At 55.8% G+C, this 15,658-nt stretch carries 14 protein-coding genes; 8 read left to right on the forward strand and 6 right to left on the reverse strand.

What is annotated here, in order from left to right; all coding sequences use genetic code 11:
• The first annotated feature begins 40 nt into the window (after positions 1-40).
• From ACZ5FM_RS10165 to ACZ5FM_RS10175, 3 genes are read left to right on the forward strand one after another with little or no spacing between them, the layout of a single operon-like run.
• A complete protein-coding gene (locus tag ACZ5FM_RS10165) occupies positions 41-415 on the forward strand; it encodes a COG4315 family predicted lipoprotein (protein ID WP_250981822.1) in 375 nt (124 codons plus the stop codon).
• The gene (locus tag ACZ5FM_RS10170; protein ID WP_464038599.1) at positions 399-959 is read left to right on the forward strand and encodes an RNA polymerase sigma factor; all 561 of its coding nucleotides are present in this window, start codon (positions 399-401) and stop codon (positions 957-959) included. Before ACZ5FM_RS10165 ends, ACZ5FM_RS10170 begins: the two co-directional genes overlap by 17 nt.
• Positions 956-1,741, forward strand: coding sequence for an anti-sigma factor family protein (locus ACZ5FM_RS10175; protein WP_464038600.1), 786 nt, complete (start codon positions 956-958; stop codon positions 1,739-1,741). The genes ACZ5FM_RS10170 and ACZ5FM_RS10175 overlap by 4 nt, the downstream gene beginning before the upstream one ends.
• A 6-nt stretch (positions 1,742-1,747) precedes the next feature.
• On the opposite strand, the gene ACZ5FM_RS10180 is transcribed toward ACZ5FM_RS10175, so the two are convergent.
• Complete coding sequence (locus ACZ5FM_RS10180) at positions 1,748-2,341, reverse strand: LysE family translocator (protein ID WP_250981825.1); 594 nt, start codon at positions 2,339-2,341, stop codon at positions 1,748-1,750.
• Positions 2,342-2,511: 170 nt separating this feature from the next.
• On the opposite strand from ACZ5FM_RS10180, the gene ACZ5FM_RS10185 reads away from it, so the two are divergent.
• Both ACZ5FM_RS10185 and ACZ5FM_RS10190 read left to right on the forward strand, forming a co-directional pair.
• A complete protein-coding gene (locus ACZ5FM_RS10185; RefSeq protein ID WP_464038601.1) occupies positions 2,512-3,357 on the forward strand; it encodes an aldo/keto reductase in 846 nt (281 codons plus the stop codon).
• A gap of 390 nt (positions 3,358-3,747) precedes the next feature.
• Positions 3,748-5,628 (forward strand): HAMP domain-containing methyl-accepting chemotaxis protein, encoded by a 1,881-nt coding sequence (locus ACZ5FM_RS10190; protein WP_312945211.1) that lies wholly within the window; start codon positions 3,748-3,750, stop codon positions 5,626-5,628.
• 104 nt (positions 5,629-5,732) lie between these two features.
• Here ACZ5FM_RS10190 and ACZ5FM_RS10195 read toward each other — a convergent pair whose 3' ends face one another.
• From ACZ5FM_RS10195 to ACZ5FM_RS10210, 4 genes are all read right to left on the reverse strand, one after another.
• Complete coding sequence (locus ACZ5FM_RS10195) at positions 5,733-7,367, reverse strand: cisplatin damage response ATP-dependent DNA ligase (protein ID WP_464038602.1); 1,635 nt, start codon at positions 7,365-7,367, stop codon at positions 5,733-5,735.
• A 7-nt stretch (positions 7,368-7,374) separates the two neighbouring features.
• The gene (locus tag ACZ5FM_RS10200; RefSeq protein ID WP_464040451.1) at positions 7,375-8,385 is read right to left on the reverse strand and encodes a ligase-associated DNA damage response exonuclease; all 1,011 of its coding nucleotides are present in this window, start codon (positions 8,383-8,385) and stop codon (positions 7,375-7,377) included.
• A 129-nt stretch (positions 8,386-8,514) separates the two neighbouring features.
• Positions 8,515-9,087, reverse strand: coding sequence for an acetolactate synthase small subunit (gene ilvN, locus ACZ5FM_RS10205; RefSeq protein WP_192488569.1), 573 nt, complete (start codon positions 9,085-9,087; stop codon positions 8,515-8,517).
• Between the two features lie 20 nt (positions 9,088-9,107).
• The gene (locus ACZ5FM_RS10210) at positions 9,108-10,901 is read right to left on the reverse strand and encodes an acetolactate synthase 3 large subunit (RefSeq protein WP_464038604.1); all 1,794 of its coding nucleotides are present in this window, start codon (positions 10,899-10,901) and stop codon (positions 9,108-9,110) included.
• A 365-nt stretch (positions 10,902-11,266) separates the two neighbouring features.
• Here ACZ5FM_RS10210 and ACZ5FM_RS10215 point away from each other — a divergent pair, with 365 nt between their 5' ends.
• Complete coding sequence (locus tag ACZ5FM_RS10215; protein ID WP_464038605.1) at positions 11,267-13,249, forward strand: ATP-binding protein; 1,983 nt, start codon at positions 11,267-11,269, stop codon at positions 13,247-13,249.
• Here the strand turns inward: ACZ5FM_RS10215 and miaA are convergent, their stop codons facing one another.
• Positions 13,250-14,146, reverse strand: a complete 897-nt coding sequence (gene miaA, locus ACZ5FM_RS10220) for a tRNA (adenosine(37)-N6)-dimethylallyltransferase MiaA (protein ID WP_464038606.1) — start codon at positions 14,144-14,146, stop codon at positions 13,250-13,252.
• Here miaA and serB point away from each other — a divergent pair.
• A complete protein-coding gene (serB, locus tag ACZ5FM_RS10225) occupies positions 14,145-15,035 on the forward strand; it encodes a phosphoserine phosphatase SerB (RefSeq protein ID WP_259144470.1) in 891 nt (296 codons plus the stop codon). The genes miaA and serB overlap by 2 nt on opposite strands.
• Positions 15,032-15,595 (forward strand): GNAT family N-acetyltransferase, encoded by a 564-nt coding sequence (locus ACZ5FM_RS10230; protein WP_250981833.1) that lies wholly within the window; start codon positions 15,032-15,034, stop codon positions 15,593-15,595. The genes serB and ACZ5FM_RS10230 overlap by 4 nt, the downstream gene beginning before the upstream one ends.
• Positions 15,596-15,658: the final 63 nt, after the last annotated feature.

Genomic DNA, 15,658 nt, shown 5'->3' on the forward strand with positions numbered 1-15,658 from the left:
GTGACCGGCTGTTTCGCCGCACCAAACGAGGAGGATCTCCATGAAAACGCTCGCACTCATTCCTGTTGTCATGCTGGCCGTTGCCGGCACGGCCTATGCTGCCCCCATGCTGAAGACCGTTAAAACCGATAAGGGCGAAGTTCTTGCCGGCGACAAGGGCATGACGCTTTACACATTCCAGAACGACAAAAAAGACGTGTCCAATTGCTACGACAAATGCGCGACCAACTGGCCGCCACTGATGGCAAAAGCCGACGACAAGGCTGGCAACGGTTACACCGTGATTGATCGCAAGGATGGAACAAAACAGTGGGCCAAGGATGGCAAACCGTTGTATTATTGGGTTAAGGACATGAAGGAAGGTGACGCCACGGGAGATGGCGTTGGTGGAGTTTGGCATGTCGCAAAGCCATGATGGCATGAACAATAACGAAAGGCGGGAGCCCAAAGCTCCCGCCGACAGTACGTTCGAGGGCCAGATGCTGGCCCTGATGCCCTTGTTACGTCGTTATTCCCGCAGTCTTTCCCGCTCTGACAGTGACGGCGAAGACCTGCTGCAGGATTGCGTGGAACACGCTTTGTCCAAAAAGCAGCAGTGGCGCGGATCGCAGATGAAAGCCTGGGCCTACTCCATCATGACCAATATTTCCCGCAACCGTTACCGCGCGGAAAAACGCCATCCTTCTGAGAATATCGACGCCTGCGAAAACGAGATAGTGACCGAACCGGCAAGCGATACGCTGGAAAACAAGCGGTTGCATGATGCCCTTGCCCAGTTGAACCCTGACCTGCGTGCTGTTTTGATGTTGGTGACGGTAGAAGGTTACAGCTATCAGGAGGTCGCAAACCTCATGAATATACCGCTCGGCACGGTGATGTCGCGCCTTTCGAGAGCGCGAGAAACTGTGCGAATTCATCTGAGCGAGGACAATATCATACCACTGCGGAGACCGAAATGACGAGAGACAATGCCATAACGGAAAGCGATCTTCACGCCTATGCAGACGGACTGCTGGGTGCCGAAGACCACGCCCGCGTGGAGCAGTGGCTTGAGTCGAACCCGCAGGACCGCGCCAAGGTTAAGGACTGGCACGACCACGCAAAGGCCCTGCGACAGGCATTCGCCCCCTACCACACGGCAAAATATGACGACCACAAACTGCTGCACACCCTGCAAGACAGTGGCCGTCGCCTTATGCCCGTCCTGATGCGTGCTGCTGCCGCCTGCCTGATTTTTGGCGCTGGCGCCGTTGCCGGGCAATTTGTACCCTTGTTACCGCAAAAAGCAGATCCGCTTCGGACGACGCAGGTCGTGGCCGATATTTCTACACAGGCAGAATCTGCCTATCTCATCTATGCCAGCGAGGTCCGCCACCCCGTAGAAGTCGGAGCAGACCAGCAGGCACATCTGTCGACCTGGCTTGGCAAACGTTTGGGGTATCCTTTCACCGTGCCGGATCTGACCTCAGTGGGTTATGAGCTGGTTGGCGGCAGGCTGGTGCCGGTCAGTGGCAAACCCGGCGCCATGCTGATGTACCAGAACGGCAGCGGTGAACGTGTGACCGTGCTGGTGGGCCGTAATCCGCAAAACCGCACAACCAGTTTCCGCTTGGCAGATGCCGACGGTGTGTCGACCTTCTACTGGATCGACAATGATATTGGTTATGCCGTGTCGGGCGAAATCTCGCACACAGATCTGCGCCGTATCGCCGAGGAATGTTACCGCCAGTTTCCGACCTGACCAACGCTATTTCAGCATTGGCCAGAGGCTGAGAACCAGAAGCACCGCCATGGTGATGTTGAACCACTTTAACCGCACCGGCACCGAAAGCCATTCCCGCAACGCGGAGCCAAAACCTGCCCAGGTGGAAACACTTGGCAGGTTAACGGCAGCAAAGGCCACCCCGACCAGCAGGACGGTGGTGAAATACTGGCTCTCATCCGTATAGGTCGCCATGGCTGTCACTGCCATCACCCAAGCTTTCGGGTTAACCCATTGAAACGCGGCAGCTCCCAGAAAGGTCATCGGTGCGGCCCCGGTCTTGCCCTCGGAGAGGCTGCGCGACATCCCTATCTTCCAGGCAATCCACACAAGATAAAGACCACCTGCGAATTTCAACGCCGTGTAGAGCATCGGCACAGAATGCAACAAGGCACCCAGCCCAAAACCAACGCCAATCAGCAGCGACAGAAATCCGGCACCGATGCCCAGCATATGTGGAACCGTTCGACGGAAGCCGAAGTTCACCCCAGAAGAGAACAACATCATGTTGTTGGGTCCGGGTGTGATGGACGTGGTAAAGGCAAAAAGGACAAGTGCCAGAAATGTTTCGATAGTCATGCGACCTCCAGAGGTGCGCCAGATTACCCACCGCGTGCCATTAGAACCAGTCGCAAACCGTCATAACAACAGTCACTTTTTTTGATAGATTGCGCCAACGGAGATGCCACACCGGACCGGTTTGATTCTATTGTCTGCGGGCTCGCCCGCCAGTGATGAAGGGGTTCCCCATGCAAGAAGACATTCCAACTGTTAGCCTGCCCTCCGGCGTAAATGTTCCCGCACTGGGCCTTGGCACATGGATGATGGGCGAAGAACCGCGCAGCGAACCGGATGAGATCGCCAGCATTCAAAAGGCAATAGATGTCGGCATGACATTGATCGACGCGGCAGAAATGTATGCCGATGGCAAATCCGAAGAGGTGGTCGGCAAGGCGATTGCAGGGCGACGCGATCAGGTGTTTCTGGTCAGCAAGGTGTACCCATGGAATGCCGACAGTAAGGGCACAATCGACGCCTGCGACCGAAGTCTTGAACGGCTGGGAACCGATTACATCGACCTCTATCTCCTTCACTGGCGTGGGCCACATGCACTGCGCGAAACCGTCGCCGCTTTCGAGACCCTGAAACAACAGGGCAAGATTGGCGAATGGGGCGTCTCCAACTTTGACGCCTCTGATATGGAAGAGCTGTTTGCCGTTCAAGGTGGTGGTAACTGCGCCGTCAATCAGGTGCTCTACAATCTGTCCCGCCGCGGGCCGGAATACGATCTATTGCCGTGGTGTCAGCGAAACCGCGTACCGCTGATGGCCTATTCGCCGATTGAACAAGGCCGTATTTTGCGCAATGCCGAACTGATCCGTATCGCAAAGGCCTATCAGGCAACTCCTGCACAGATTGCCCTTGCCTTTCTGCTGGAGCGCGACGGCGTGATTGCTATTCCCAAAAGCAGCCATCCGCAGCGCGTCGAGGAAAACCGGGGCGCTGCCGGTCTTGATATCAGCGACGAGGACTGGGATGCACTGGATGCCGCCTTCCCGCCACCGGCGAAAAAAATGCCGCTGGAAATGCTTTAGCCGCGCACAAACCTCACGCCGCTATTTGCCCGCTTAAATTCCGTTCGCATTTCACCGTTTGCGAAAAATGCGCGCAAAGGTCGCGCACGTTTCTCGTGGCTTTTCGCCAAAATTCAGAAACATAAAAATCTATTTTTGGTTGCGTATTTTCAATCAGACTTGTCAAAATACAGGGTATTTTTTGCGGCCTTCAACCACAGGAATAGCGCGTTTAACCAAATGAAAAAACATTAGAAATTATTACAATAAACGACACTAAAGTACCCATTCAAAATTGTGCCGCCGGCTTTAACCATTCTTTACACAACCATCGCGCTAAAACAAAAACAAGCACAGGATTGTAGATAATTCACCGACAACGTGCGCCATGGTGAAACAAAGCTGACAAACATGAAAATCAAGACACTCCTCCCCAGCCTATTTGGCCTTCTCGTTGTGCTTGGCGTCGCGCAAGGAGCAATTGCCCTCAATTCAATTTCAAACCTGAAAGATGCGACGGAAGGCGTCAATTACCGTCTGGCCCGTTCCGAAGTGTTGTCGCAAATCAACATGCTGTTCGGCGACGTAAGACGCGCCTATGTGCAGGGCATGAGTGCCGGCACGATTGAAGAAGTCGATGCAGCTATTGCGGCCATTCACAAGGCACAGGCAGACCGCAAAAAGGCTGCAGATGAATTTGGCGCGACGATCACCTCGCCAGCCTTGGTGGAAAAATTCGCTATCGCTGAAAAGTCCGTGACAGAATATGAAGCCGCTGGCGCGGCATTCATCGAATATATCAACAATGGCCAGCTCTACGAAGCCAAGGGCTACATTCAGCAAACCCTGACCCCAAAGGGACAGGAAGCCGTTGCCAAGATGAATGATATCCTCGACCTGAATAGCAGCCTCGGTCGGGAAGCAGCAGCTGGCGCACAAAAGACGGCGAGCTTTGCCAACACTGTCACCATTTTGTCGATCATCGTTTCAACGCTGATCGCGATCGCCGCAGCAGTGCTGAGCCATATTCGAATTTCCCGTCCGATCACCGAGATCACCGATGCCATGAACAAACTGGCTGCAGGCGATAACGCCAGCGCCATTCCGCATAGTGGCCGCAAGGATGAAATTGGCGATATGTCTGCCGCTGTTACGGTGTTCCGCCAGAACGCCATTGAGCGTGAACGTCTGGAGCACGAAACCGAAGCCAACCGCAGCCTCAGCGAAAAAGAGCGCCTTTCCCGCGAAGAGCAGAAGGCCCGCGAAGCTGCCGAAGTTCTGTTTGCCGTCGATAATCTCGGCACGGCGCTCGACCGTCTGGCAGCGGGTGACATGGTCTACCGCATCGAGGAAAAGTTTGCCGGTCAGCTGGATCAGCTGCGTACCAGCTTCAACACCTCCATCGCCAAGCTGCATGGCGTTCTCAGCTCGATTGGCGACAACGCTCGCATGATCGATGCCGGTGCCAATGAAATCCGCTCCGCCGCCGAAGACCTGTCCAAGCGTACCGAACAGCAGGCCGCATCAGTTGAAGAAACTGCAGCAGCCCTTGAGCAGGTAACCACCGCCGTCAAGGATTCCGCCGTTCGCGCCAGCGAAGCAGGTGAACTGGTCTCGCAGACCCGTGTCGGTGCTGAACAGTCCGGTCAGGTAGTCCGCAAGGCGGTCGTCGCCATGCAGGGCATCGAAAGCTCCTCCAACGAGATCAGCAACATCATCGGTGTAATCGATGACATTGCGTTCCAGACCAATCTCCTGGCACTGAATGCCGGCGTGGAAGCAGCACGTGCCGGTGAAGCTGGCAAGGGCTTTGCCGTCGTTGCCCAGGAAGTGCGCGAACTGGCACAGCGCTCTGCCAAAGCGGCAAAGGAGATCAAAGCGCTGATCACCACATCCAGCGAGCAGGTTCGCCAGGGTGTCGAACTGGTCGGTGAAACCGGCCGTACGCTGGAATCCATCGTCGCGGAAGTCCAGGAAATCAACCGGCACGTCCATTCGATTGTAACCTCTGCCAAGGAACAGTCGACCGGCCTTTCGGAGATCAACACCTCCGTCAACCAGATGGATCAGGGCACCCAGCAGAACGCCGCAATGGTCGAGCAATCGACGGCAGCCAGCAACAGCCTTGCCACACAGGCTGCTGCGCTGACATCGCTACTGTCGCAGTTCAAGCTGGACAATGGCAACTCATATGGCATTGCCACAGCCAATGAATATTCCACACCAGTACAGTCTCCGGCCCGCGCATTGGGACAGAAACTGGCCTCGTCCTTTGGTAGTAAATTCGGCTGATCCAGTCATCTGACACAAATAACAAAGCCTCCCGCAACAAACATTGCGGGAGGCTTTTCAGTATGTTGAGCCTGTTTCCTGAATCAAAATGCCACAAACATGAATCAGATTGGCAAGTTGGCTCCGCCGTCAATCATGGCAACAAGCGTTTCCAGCCGGTCAGCCTCCCGTGGCAGTTTGTCGGTTCGCAAACGGGAGATACGTGGAAAGCGCATAGCCACCCCTGACTTGTGACGTCCGGACCTGTTGATGCCCTCAAAAGCCACTTCGACGACAAATCCGAAATCCGGTTCGGCGCGAATGGAGCGCACCGGACCAAACCGCTCCACCGTATTGTCGCGTACAAACTTGTCCAACACATCCAGCTCTGCATCGGTAAAACCGAAATAGGCCTTGCCGACAGGAACCAGCTGATCGCCACCCTCGCCCGCCATCCAGACACCAAAGGTAAAATCGGAATAGTAGCTGGAGCGTTTGCCATGGCCGCGCTGCGCATACATCAGCACCGCATCGACATTATAAGGGTCACGTTTCCACTTGAACCACGGCCCCTTTGCCCGTCCCGCCTGATAGGTGCTATCCAGCCGCTTGAGCATGATGCCTTCGATCACCGCATCCGGTGGATCGGCGCGCAGCCGCTCCAGTTCAGCCCATGAGGAAAATGGGACAAGTGGCGACAGGTCAAACCGGTCCGGCTTTGCCCCAGCAATCAACCTTTCCAGCTTCTGACGTCGCTCGACAAAGCTCTGGCCACGAATATCGACATCATCCTCAAACAAAAGATCATAGGCACGAATGAAGGCTGGATAATCCTGCAACATGCGACCGGAAACCGTCTTGCGGTTTAGCCGCTGTTGCAGATCGGAAAAGCTGGCAGTTGGCCGGTTCGAGGTGAATGTGCCTCCCACCAGCAATTCGCCATCTATTACACCGGTAAAATCCGCCGCGTCGACAATGTCAGGGAATGCATTTGAGATATCATCACCGGAGCGCGAATACAGGCGGCATGTGCCTGACGAACGCGACAACTGCACACGAATGCCATCCCATTTCCATTCGGCAGCGTAATCTACCGCATCAAGCGCATCGAGATCATTGTCGCCGACCGGCGTAGACAACATTACGGAATGGAAAATTGCCGGCGTTGCCATAACAGGCCGGTCACTTTTACCCTCAAGCCACGCAAACAGCGGTTCATAGGGCGGCTTCAAACCGTGCCACAGCGTCTCGATCTCGGTGATGTCTTTCGAGCCGAGTTCCGCCAGCGCCTGTTTTGCCAGACGGGCAGACACCCCGATACGCAAACCGCCTGTGACAAGCTTGAGAAAGGCAAAGCGTCCTGATGTGTCCAGCCTGTCCAGCAAACCACGCACCGCATTGCGGATTTCCATTTTGCCAAGCGTCTGCATCTGCTGCACGACTTCGCCCAACGAAAGGTCTTGACCGGACTTTTCCGGTTTTATCTCGCCCTGATCCCAGACCAGCGCAACAGTCTCGGCAAGGTCACCAACATAGTCATAGGAGTAGCGAAACAGCACCTCATCCATGCGCTCCAGCACCAGTTCGCGGATCATGGCCGGTTTGACGCCCTTGAGGTCAAGCGTGCCAGCCAAGGCTGCCAACGCAATACCCCGGTCAGGATCAGGTGTGGCGAGAAAATAATCGGTCAGCAATGTCAGCTTGGCATTGCGGGATGGTGTCAGAACCAGACGGTCGAGAAGTTGGGCGAAAGCATACATATGTCTCTCAATCCCCCTCGTCTTCATAACCAACAAGATGCAGCGGTTTGGCGGCAATGCCGTGCAGCTCGCACCAGCGCACCAGCGCCTCCTCACGACCATGCGTCACCCAGATATTACCAGCACCGGTATCACGGATCGTCTGCGTCAGTTCAGGCCAGTCGCAATGGTCGGAAATCACCAGCGGCAGCTCCACACCGCGTTGGCGCGCCCGCTGGCGCACCATCATCCAGCCGGATGCAAAGGCCGGCACCGGATCAGAAAAACGCCGCGCCCAGCGATCGGCAAAGGCCGAGGGCGGTCCGATGACAACAGCGCCCTTGAATATGCCTGCGTCCTGTTTTTCCACGGTTGCCGGTCGCAAATCCCCAAGCGGGATGCCCTGCGACAGATAATAGTCGCACAGCCTGGCAAGCGCACCGTGGATATAGATCGGCGCATCATATCCTGCATTGCGCAGCAGCATGATGACCCGCTGCGCCTTGCCCAGCGCATAGGCGCCTATAATGTGGGTACGCTCTGGAAACTGCTTCAGCGACTGCAGCAGTTTCGCCATTTCATCTCTAGGGTTCGGATGGTGAAAAACCGGCAGACCAAAGGTTGCCTCGGTAATGAACACATCACAGGTAACAGGCACGAAATCTTCGCAGGTTGGATCCGGGCTGCGCTTGTAGTCACCGGATGCCACAATGCGTGTTCCAGATTTTTCGACAGCGATCTGCGCCGACCCCAGCACATGGCCTGCCGGATAATAACGGATGGCGACGCCGTTGATATCGACGGTTTCACCGTGCGCAATCGCCTGCTCGCTTCCGCAGAAATCCTCACCGTAGCGAATGCGCATGATATCGAGCGTCTGACGGGTCGCCAGAACATGCTGATGACCAGCGCGAGCATGGTCCGAATGGCCATGGGTTATCAGCGCTCGACGCACTGGACGCACTGGGTCGATGTGGAAATCCCCTTGCGGGCAATAAAGACCATCCGGCGTGGGATAAAGCAGGGCTTCCGGTTTTATCATCAATGAAAACTACGCCCCTTGATCTGAGTATCACGCACCACGTATCCAAAGGCATTCTTTCAAACAAAAAAGCCGCCCGCAACGATGTGTTGCGAACGGCCCTGAGGTCATTTTGTTCCGGCAGGATTACATGCCCTGCGAACCACGGTTCATGGCAGCGATACCGGTACGGCACACTTCGATCAGGCCGAGTGGCTTGATGATGGCGACGAACTGGTCGATCTTCGAGGACTTGCCGGTGATCTCGAAAATGAAGTGCTCAACCGTCGCATCAACCACCTTGGCGTGGAAAGCATCGGCCAGACGCAGGGCTTCGGCACGGTCTTCACCGCCGCCGACAACCTTGAGAAGCGCCACTTCACGTTCAATCGGACGCTCCTGTCCCAGTTCACGAGCACGCACGGTCAAGTCAACAACGCGGTAGACCGGAACGATCCGCTCTAGCTGCGCCTTGATCTGCTCGAGAACCAGAGGTGTGCCGCGCGTGACGATGGTGATGCGCGACAGATGCGCCTCATGTTCGGTTTCGGAAACCGTCAGGCTTTCGATGTTGTAGCCACGACCGGAGAACAGGCCGATCACGCGGGCCAGAACACCCGGCTCGTTGCTGACGAGAACCGAAAGCGTGTGGTTTTCAATGGCAGCGGTTTCCTTCGAAATGAAGTATGCGGAGCCGGTGGGTTGTAGGTGTGCGTTCATATCTATGTTCCTCCCGATCCTTAAACGAGCTGACGGCCCTTGGCATCGATAGCGTTGGCAACGGCTTCGTCGGTCGCTTCGTCCGGCAGAAGCATTTCATTGTGGGCCTTGCCCGACGGGATCATCGGGAAGCAGTTGGCAAGGTTGGCAACGCGGCAGTCGAAGATAACCGGCTTATTGACCGCAATCATCTCGGCGATCTTGTCGTCCAGTTCCTTCGGATCGTCGCAATACATTCCAACGGCACCGTAGGCTTCCGCCAGCTTGACGAAGTCAGGCATTGCTTCGGTGTAGGAGTTGGACAGACGGTTGCCGTGCAACAACTGCTGCCACTGGCGAACCATGCCCATATACTGGTTGTTCAGAATGAAGATTTTGACCGGCAGGTTATACTGGATGGCGCAGGACATTTCCTGAATGCACATCTGGATGGAGGCGTCACCGGCAATATCGATAACCAGAGCTTCCGGATGCGCAACCTGAACACCAATAGCAGCAGGCAGGCCGTAACCCATGGTGCCGAGACCGCCCGACGTCATCCAATGGTTTGGCTTTTCAAAACCGAAGAACTGGGCCGCCCACATCTGGTGCTGGCCGACTTCCGTGGTGATGAAGGTGTCACGCGCCTTGGATGCCTCATACAGGCGCTGAAGCGCATATTGCGGCATGATGACGTCTTTGGAGTTCTTGTAGGCAAAGGAATTGCGGGCACGCCAGCGATCAATCTGCTCGTTCCACTCACTTGTCTGTGCCTTTTCCGGCTTTTTCGCCATGGCGCGCCACAGGCGAACCATGTCTTCCAGAACATGGGCAACATCGCCAATGATCGGCAGATCAACGCGAACGTTCTTGTTGATCGACGACGGATCGATATCGATGTGGATCTTCTTGGAATTTGGCGAAAACGCGTTGAGACGGCCGGTAATACGGTCATCGAAACGTGCGCCGACGCAGATCATGACGTCGCAATCATGCATGGCCATGTTGGCTTCGTAGGAACCGTGCATGCCCAGCATGCCCAGCCACTTGTCGCCAGAGGCCGGATAGGCACCCAGACCCATCAGTGTCGACGTGATTGGGAAACCAGTCAGTTCAACCAGTTCGCGCAGCAAACGGGTTGCTTCCGGACCGGAGTTGATAACGCCGCCGCCGGTGTAGAAAACCGGACGCTTGGCCTGCGCCATCAATTCAACCGCAGCCTGGGCCGCATGAACGTCGCCCTGAAGCTTCGGCTTGTAATTGTTCTTGGAAACGGCTGCCGTCGGCGGCGTATATGTGCCGGTGGCAAACTGGATATCCTTGGGGACGTCGACAACAACAGGACCCGGACGGCCGGACTGTGCGATGCGGAACGCTTCGTGGATGATACCAGCCAGCTCGTTTACATCCTTGACCAGCCAGTTGTGCTTGGTGCAAGGGCGCGTGATACCAACGGTATCGCACTCCTGAAACGCGTCAGAACCGATGAGAGATGTAGGGACCTGGCCGGAAATGCAAACCAGCGGAATGCTGTCCATCAATGCGTCCTGCAACGGCGTAACCGCGTTGGTGGCACCTGGACCGGAGGTAACAAGCATGACGCCAACCTTGCCAGTGGAGCGGGCATAACCCTCTGCCGCGTGGCCTGCACCCTGCTCATGACGGACGAGAATGTGCTGAATGTCGTCCTGCTGGAAAATCTCGTCATAGATTGGAAGCACAGCACCGCCAGGATAACCGAAAATGTGTTCCACGCCGTTGTCCTTCAACGCTTGGAGAACGATTTCCGCTCCTGTCATACGGTTGCTGTTGTCTGTGGTTTCCTTATCCGTCATTGCCTTTTCCATCCCGCTTCTGGCTTTGGAATATCGTTGGACCAGTTGGCCCGTTTCGAGACATAAAAAAAGGCCCCTTGAGGAGCCTGTTTTAGCGCATGGGAGCTTTCGCCGGATGGTTACACCATCCTGCCCATGCGCCGTCCCACCACGATAAGTACGTTAAGATTTTTCATGGGTCGGAGTGTTAGCCAGAAAAGCATTATCCGTCAACGTATGTTGCTAAAAAAATCAGCTTCTATTTCATTTCGTTCCAGAAACCGGCATTTTCCGTAAGAAAGTTTCGCAAAATCCTTACGAGTTATTAAAGTCGAACCGGTAGCTTTTTCCCAACAAAAAATAGCAAGACAAGTTCAGGGAAAAACATGTTCAACGACGACCTTCGCAAATCGGCAACGGCCGGAGAGCAAGACAGACGCGATGAACATAGCGCAGCCAACCGTATGCTGGGCCGTGTCGTGTCCTGCACCGGTTCCCGCGCCACCCTGTCGAGCGTCGCTGCCGACGGGAAAACCGACCTAACGGAACTGTGGTCCGTTGGGCGACTGATTACCATTGCGGTCGGCCAGAACCGCGTGATTGCCCTGACCTACGCCATGAACACCCAACACCATCAGTGGCGGGAAAACGAAAACAACAACTTCAATGTCGAAGCTGAAATTCTCGGTGAAATCCAGCGCCAGCCCGACGGCAGCGAAACCTTTACCACAGGCATTTCGCAATATCCGCATCTGGGCGCCATCGTTCACCGTATCCGTTCCGCAGACCTGATCCGCATCTATGACAGTGGACAGGACAGCACCTGCATCGTCGGTCGTCTCTCGCAGGACGAGGCCATTGATGCCGCCATTCATATTCCCTCGATGCTGTCGAAACACTTTGCGGTCGTCGGCTCGACCGGTGTGGGTAAATCGAGCGCGGTCTCCCTGCTGCTGCAAAAGGCAATCGAGGCCGACCCGAAACTGCGTGTGCTGATTCTCGATCCGCATAATGAATTTGCTGCCGCCTTCCCCAAACATTCTGTTGTGATCGATACCGACACGCTTGACCTGCCCTTCTGGCTAATGCGGCTTGAGGAATTTGCCGAGGTGCTGTTCCGCGGCCGTAAGCCGATACCGGAAGAACTCGATGTACTGCGTGACATTATTCCTGACGCCAAACGGGCGTTTCGCGGTTCCGAAAGCGCGCCTATGCGCCGCCCGTCCGACAAAAGCTCCATCACCGCTGATACGCCAGTCCCTTACCGTATTGCCGACCTACTGGCCTTGATCGACGAACGTATTGGCCGCCTAGAAGGGCGCAGCGACAAACCGTTCCTGCGTTCATTGAAAATGCGGATCATTTCCGCAATCAATGATCCGCGCTACCACTTCATGTTCTCCAACAGCACGATCAGCGACACGATCATGGAGACCATTGCCCACATCTTCCGTATTCCCGGCAATGGCAAACCAATCTCCACCTTCCAGCTTGCCGGCATTCCATCAGAGGTCGTCAACTCTGTGGTGTCAGTGCTATGCCGCATGGCATTCGAACTTGCACTGTGGAGCAACGGCGCCATTCACATGCTGGTGGTCTGTGAAGAAGCACACCGTTACGTACCCGCAGATCAGGAGCTTGGCTTCGTGCCAACCCGCCAGGCTATTGCCCGCATTGCCAAGGAAGGCCGTAAATATGGTGTGTCGCTTGGTGTGATTACCCAGCGTCCGGGTGAGCTCGACCAGACCATTCTGTCGCAGTGCTCGACACTGTTCGCCATGCGCCTTTCCAATGAGCGGGATCAGGATATCATCCGCTCGGCCATGCCCAATTCGTCGCTCTCGACCATGAGTTTCCTGTCTTCCATCGGCAACGGCGAAGCGATTGCCTTTGGTGAAGCGATTGCCGTTCCGATGCGCATGAAGTTTACCCGCCTTGCAGCGGGCAATCTGCCAAAGGCAGCAATCGCCTCCAGCAGGATTGAAGACCCAACCCCCGGCACGATGGACCTCAGCACCATCGTCAGCCGTATGCGCTCCAAGGCGGGCCCGGACATTTCCAACTTCCAGCAAAGTTTTGAAGCGACCTATGGTGCATCGGAACAGGATCATTTCGCGGAACTGGCGCAGGACAGTTACGACGAGATGGCCAGCGAAGCGGAACTGGAAAGCTGGAACAAGGAAATCCGCTCAACGGAATCCGACCAGTCCTATGAGCCCTACCGGCCGGAAATGCTGCCAGGTACCAGCGCCTTCAAAAGCGTTACCACAAATCAGCAGCCGGGCACCTCGTCCGGCCTGCCAAAGGCTGGTTCGCTGAGAGAAAGCTTGTTGAAAAAGCCACTCGGAAGCCTGTATCGCAAGGATTGATCAGGGCGCGATCCGCGCCCAATCATCGCCCATCTGGTTGCGGAACCATGTCATCTGCCGTTTGGCATATTGGCGGGTTGCAGCAGACGCCCGCTCAATCGCCTCTTCGCGTGTCAAACGTCCGGCCAGCAGCTCGGCAATCTGCGATACACCAATGGCCTTCATCGCCGTTGCATCCGGTGCAAGGTTAAGTGCCAGAATAGCCTGGACCTCTTCCACAGCCCCCTTCTCCATCATCAGTTCAAACCGCCTGTTGATACGGTCATGCAGCACCGCCCGGTCGGGCAGCACCACGAATTTTTGCGCCCGCGCCGGATCGACGATGACGGGGCCGCTGGTTCCCTGAAAATGCGAGATCGATTGGCCGGTCGCCTTGAATATCTCCAGCGCCCGCACGATACGCTGCCCGTCCTGCACATTCAGCACTGCGGCAACTTCAGGGTCCTGCTGCGCCAGCTCGGCATGCAATGCGGCCGAACCTTCATTGATAAGGCGCGTGCGATAAAGATCGCGAATATCGTCGGGAACGGCCGGCATGTTGGAAAGCCCGCCGGTCAGCGCCTTGAAATAAAGCCCGGTGCCACCGACAAAAACCGGAAAACGTCCTTGGTTTTTCAACTGTTCGAGACGTGCGGTCACATCCCGCAACCACTCGCCGGTGGAATAAAGCTGGCTTGCCGGCAGATGGCCATAGAGAAAGTGCGGAACGCCTTCCATCTCCGCCTCGGACGGGCGAGCCGACAACACCTGCAGCGTATCGTAAACCTGCATGCTGTCGGCATTTATCACCACACCATTGCGTTCCCGCGCCAGACGAAGTGCAAGCGCGGACTTGCCGCTGGCCGTCGGTCCGGTTATCAGGATCGCATCGATATCGTCATCAAGGTTTTTCATCATGGCTCTCGTTGCCACGCTTATTGCCAATCCGTCAAATCCTGTCGTTACTTCGGCCCTTGGAGAAAAGGTGGCAAAGGCACTCAATGCTTCCGGTCTTTATTGGCTGGCAGATGGCATAGCGTGCGATATCGTACTTGCTGACGGCACCGATGCAACGACAGCCCGCCAGACGGTTGAAGCAGCCCTTGATGGCGCGCCCGTCGACATCGTCATTCAGGACCAGGACACCCGCCGCAAGAAACTGCTGATCGCCGATATGGATTCGACCATGATCGGCCAGGAATGCATTGACGAGCTGGCAGCCGAAGTTGGCCTGAAAGACAAGGTTTCCGCCATTACCGCCCGTGCCATGAATGGCGAGATCGCCTTTGAACCGGCGCTGCGTGAACGTGTTGCCCTGCTCAAAGGACTGCCGGTTTCCGTTGTGGATGACGTCATTGAAAAGCGCATCACCCTGACACCGGGTGGCAAGGAACTGATCGCCACCATGAAGGCAAAGGGCCATTACACGGCGCTGGTGTCCGGCGGCTTCACCGTCTTTACCAGCCGCGTGGCCGACATGTTGGGCTTTGACGAAAACCGCGCCAATCTGCTGGGCGAAGAAAACGGCGCTCTGGATGGCACGGTCGCAGAACCAATTCTTGGCAAACAGGCAAAGGTCGATTCGCTGATCGACATCGCTGGCAAACTTGGCATCTCAACCGATGATGCCATTGCCGTCGGTGACGGCGCAAACGATCTCGGTATGCTGGGCCTTGCCGGTTCTGGCGTTGCCATTCACGCCAAGCCTGCCGTTGCCGCTGAAGCAAAAATTCGTATCGACCACGGCGACCTGACCGCCCTTCTTTATATTCAGGGCTATCGCAAATCGGATTTTGTTACCGCTTGATGATGCTTGAAACGCCACGTCTGATCCTGCGCGAATGGAAAGAGAGCGATCGCAATCTTTTCCGTGAGATCAACGCGGATGAAAAGGTCATGGAGTTTTTTCCGTTTCGCCACAGCTATGAGGCAGCCGATGCTGCCCTTGAGCGTGTCAACGACATGATCCGTGCAACCGGTTTTGGCTTTTACGCGGTGGAGCTGCGCGAAAGCCAGGAGCCGATGGGGTTCTGCGGCATTGCCCCCGTCGACATGAAGGGCATATTCCCCTTTGGCACAATGGAAATCGGCTGGCGTTTCGCCACCCGTTTCTGGGGTAATGGTTACGCAACCGAAGCTGCCAATGCTTTGCTGGCCAATGCGTTTGAAGACAAAGCCATGCCGGAAGTGGTTTCCTTTGCAGTTGAGGCCAACAACCGCTCAACCGCGGTCATGAAACGGCTTGGCCTGTTTCGCAGCCCCGAGCGCGACTTTGACCATCCGCGCGTGCCCGACACCCATCCGCACCTGAAACGGCATGTGACCTATGCGATGACGCGCCAACAATGGTTTGATCGGTCAGTTTGAGCTTTTTAAAAAAAATGCACGCCCGATTTCAGGCTACAGTCGTGTCGGATGTGATTTAATAAG

It is taken from the genome of Agrobacterium sp. 5Ca50 (assembly GCF_055381905.1).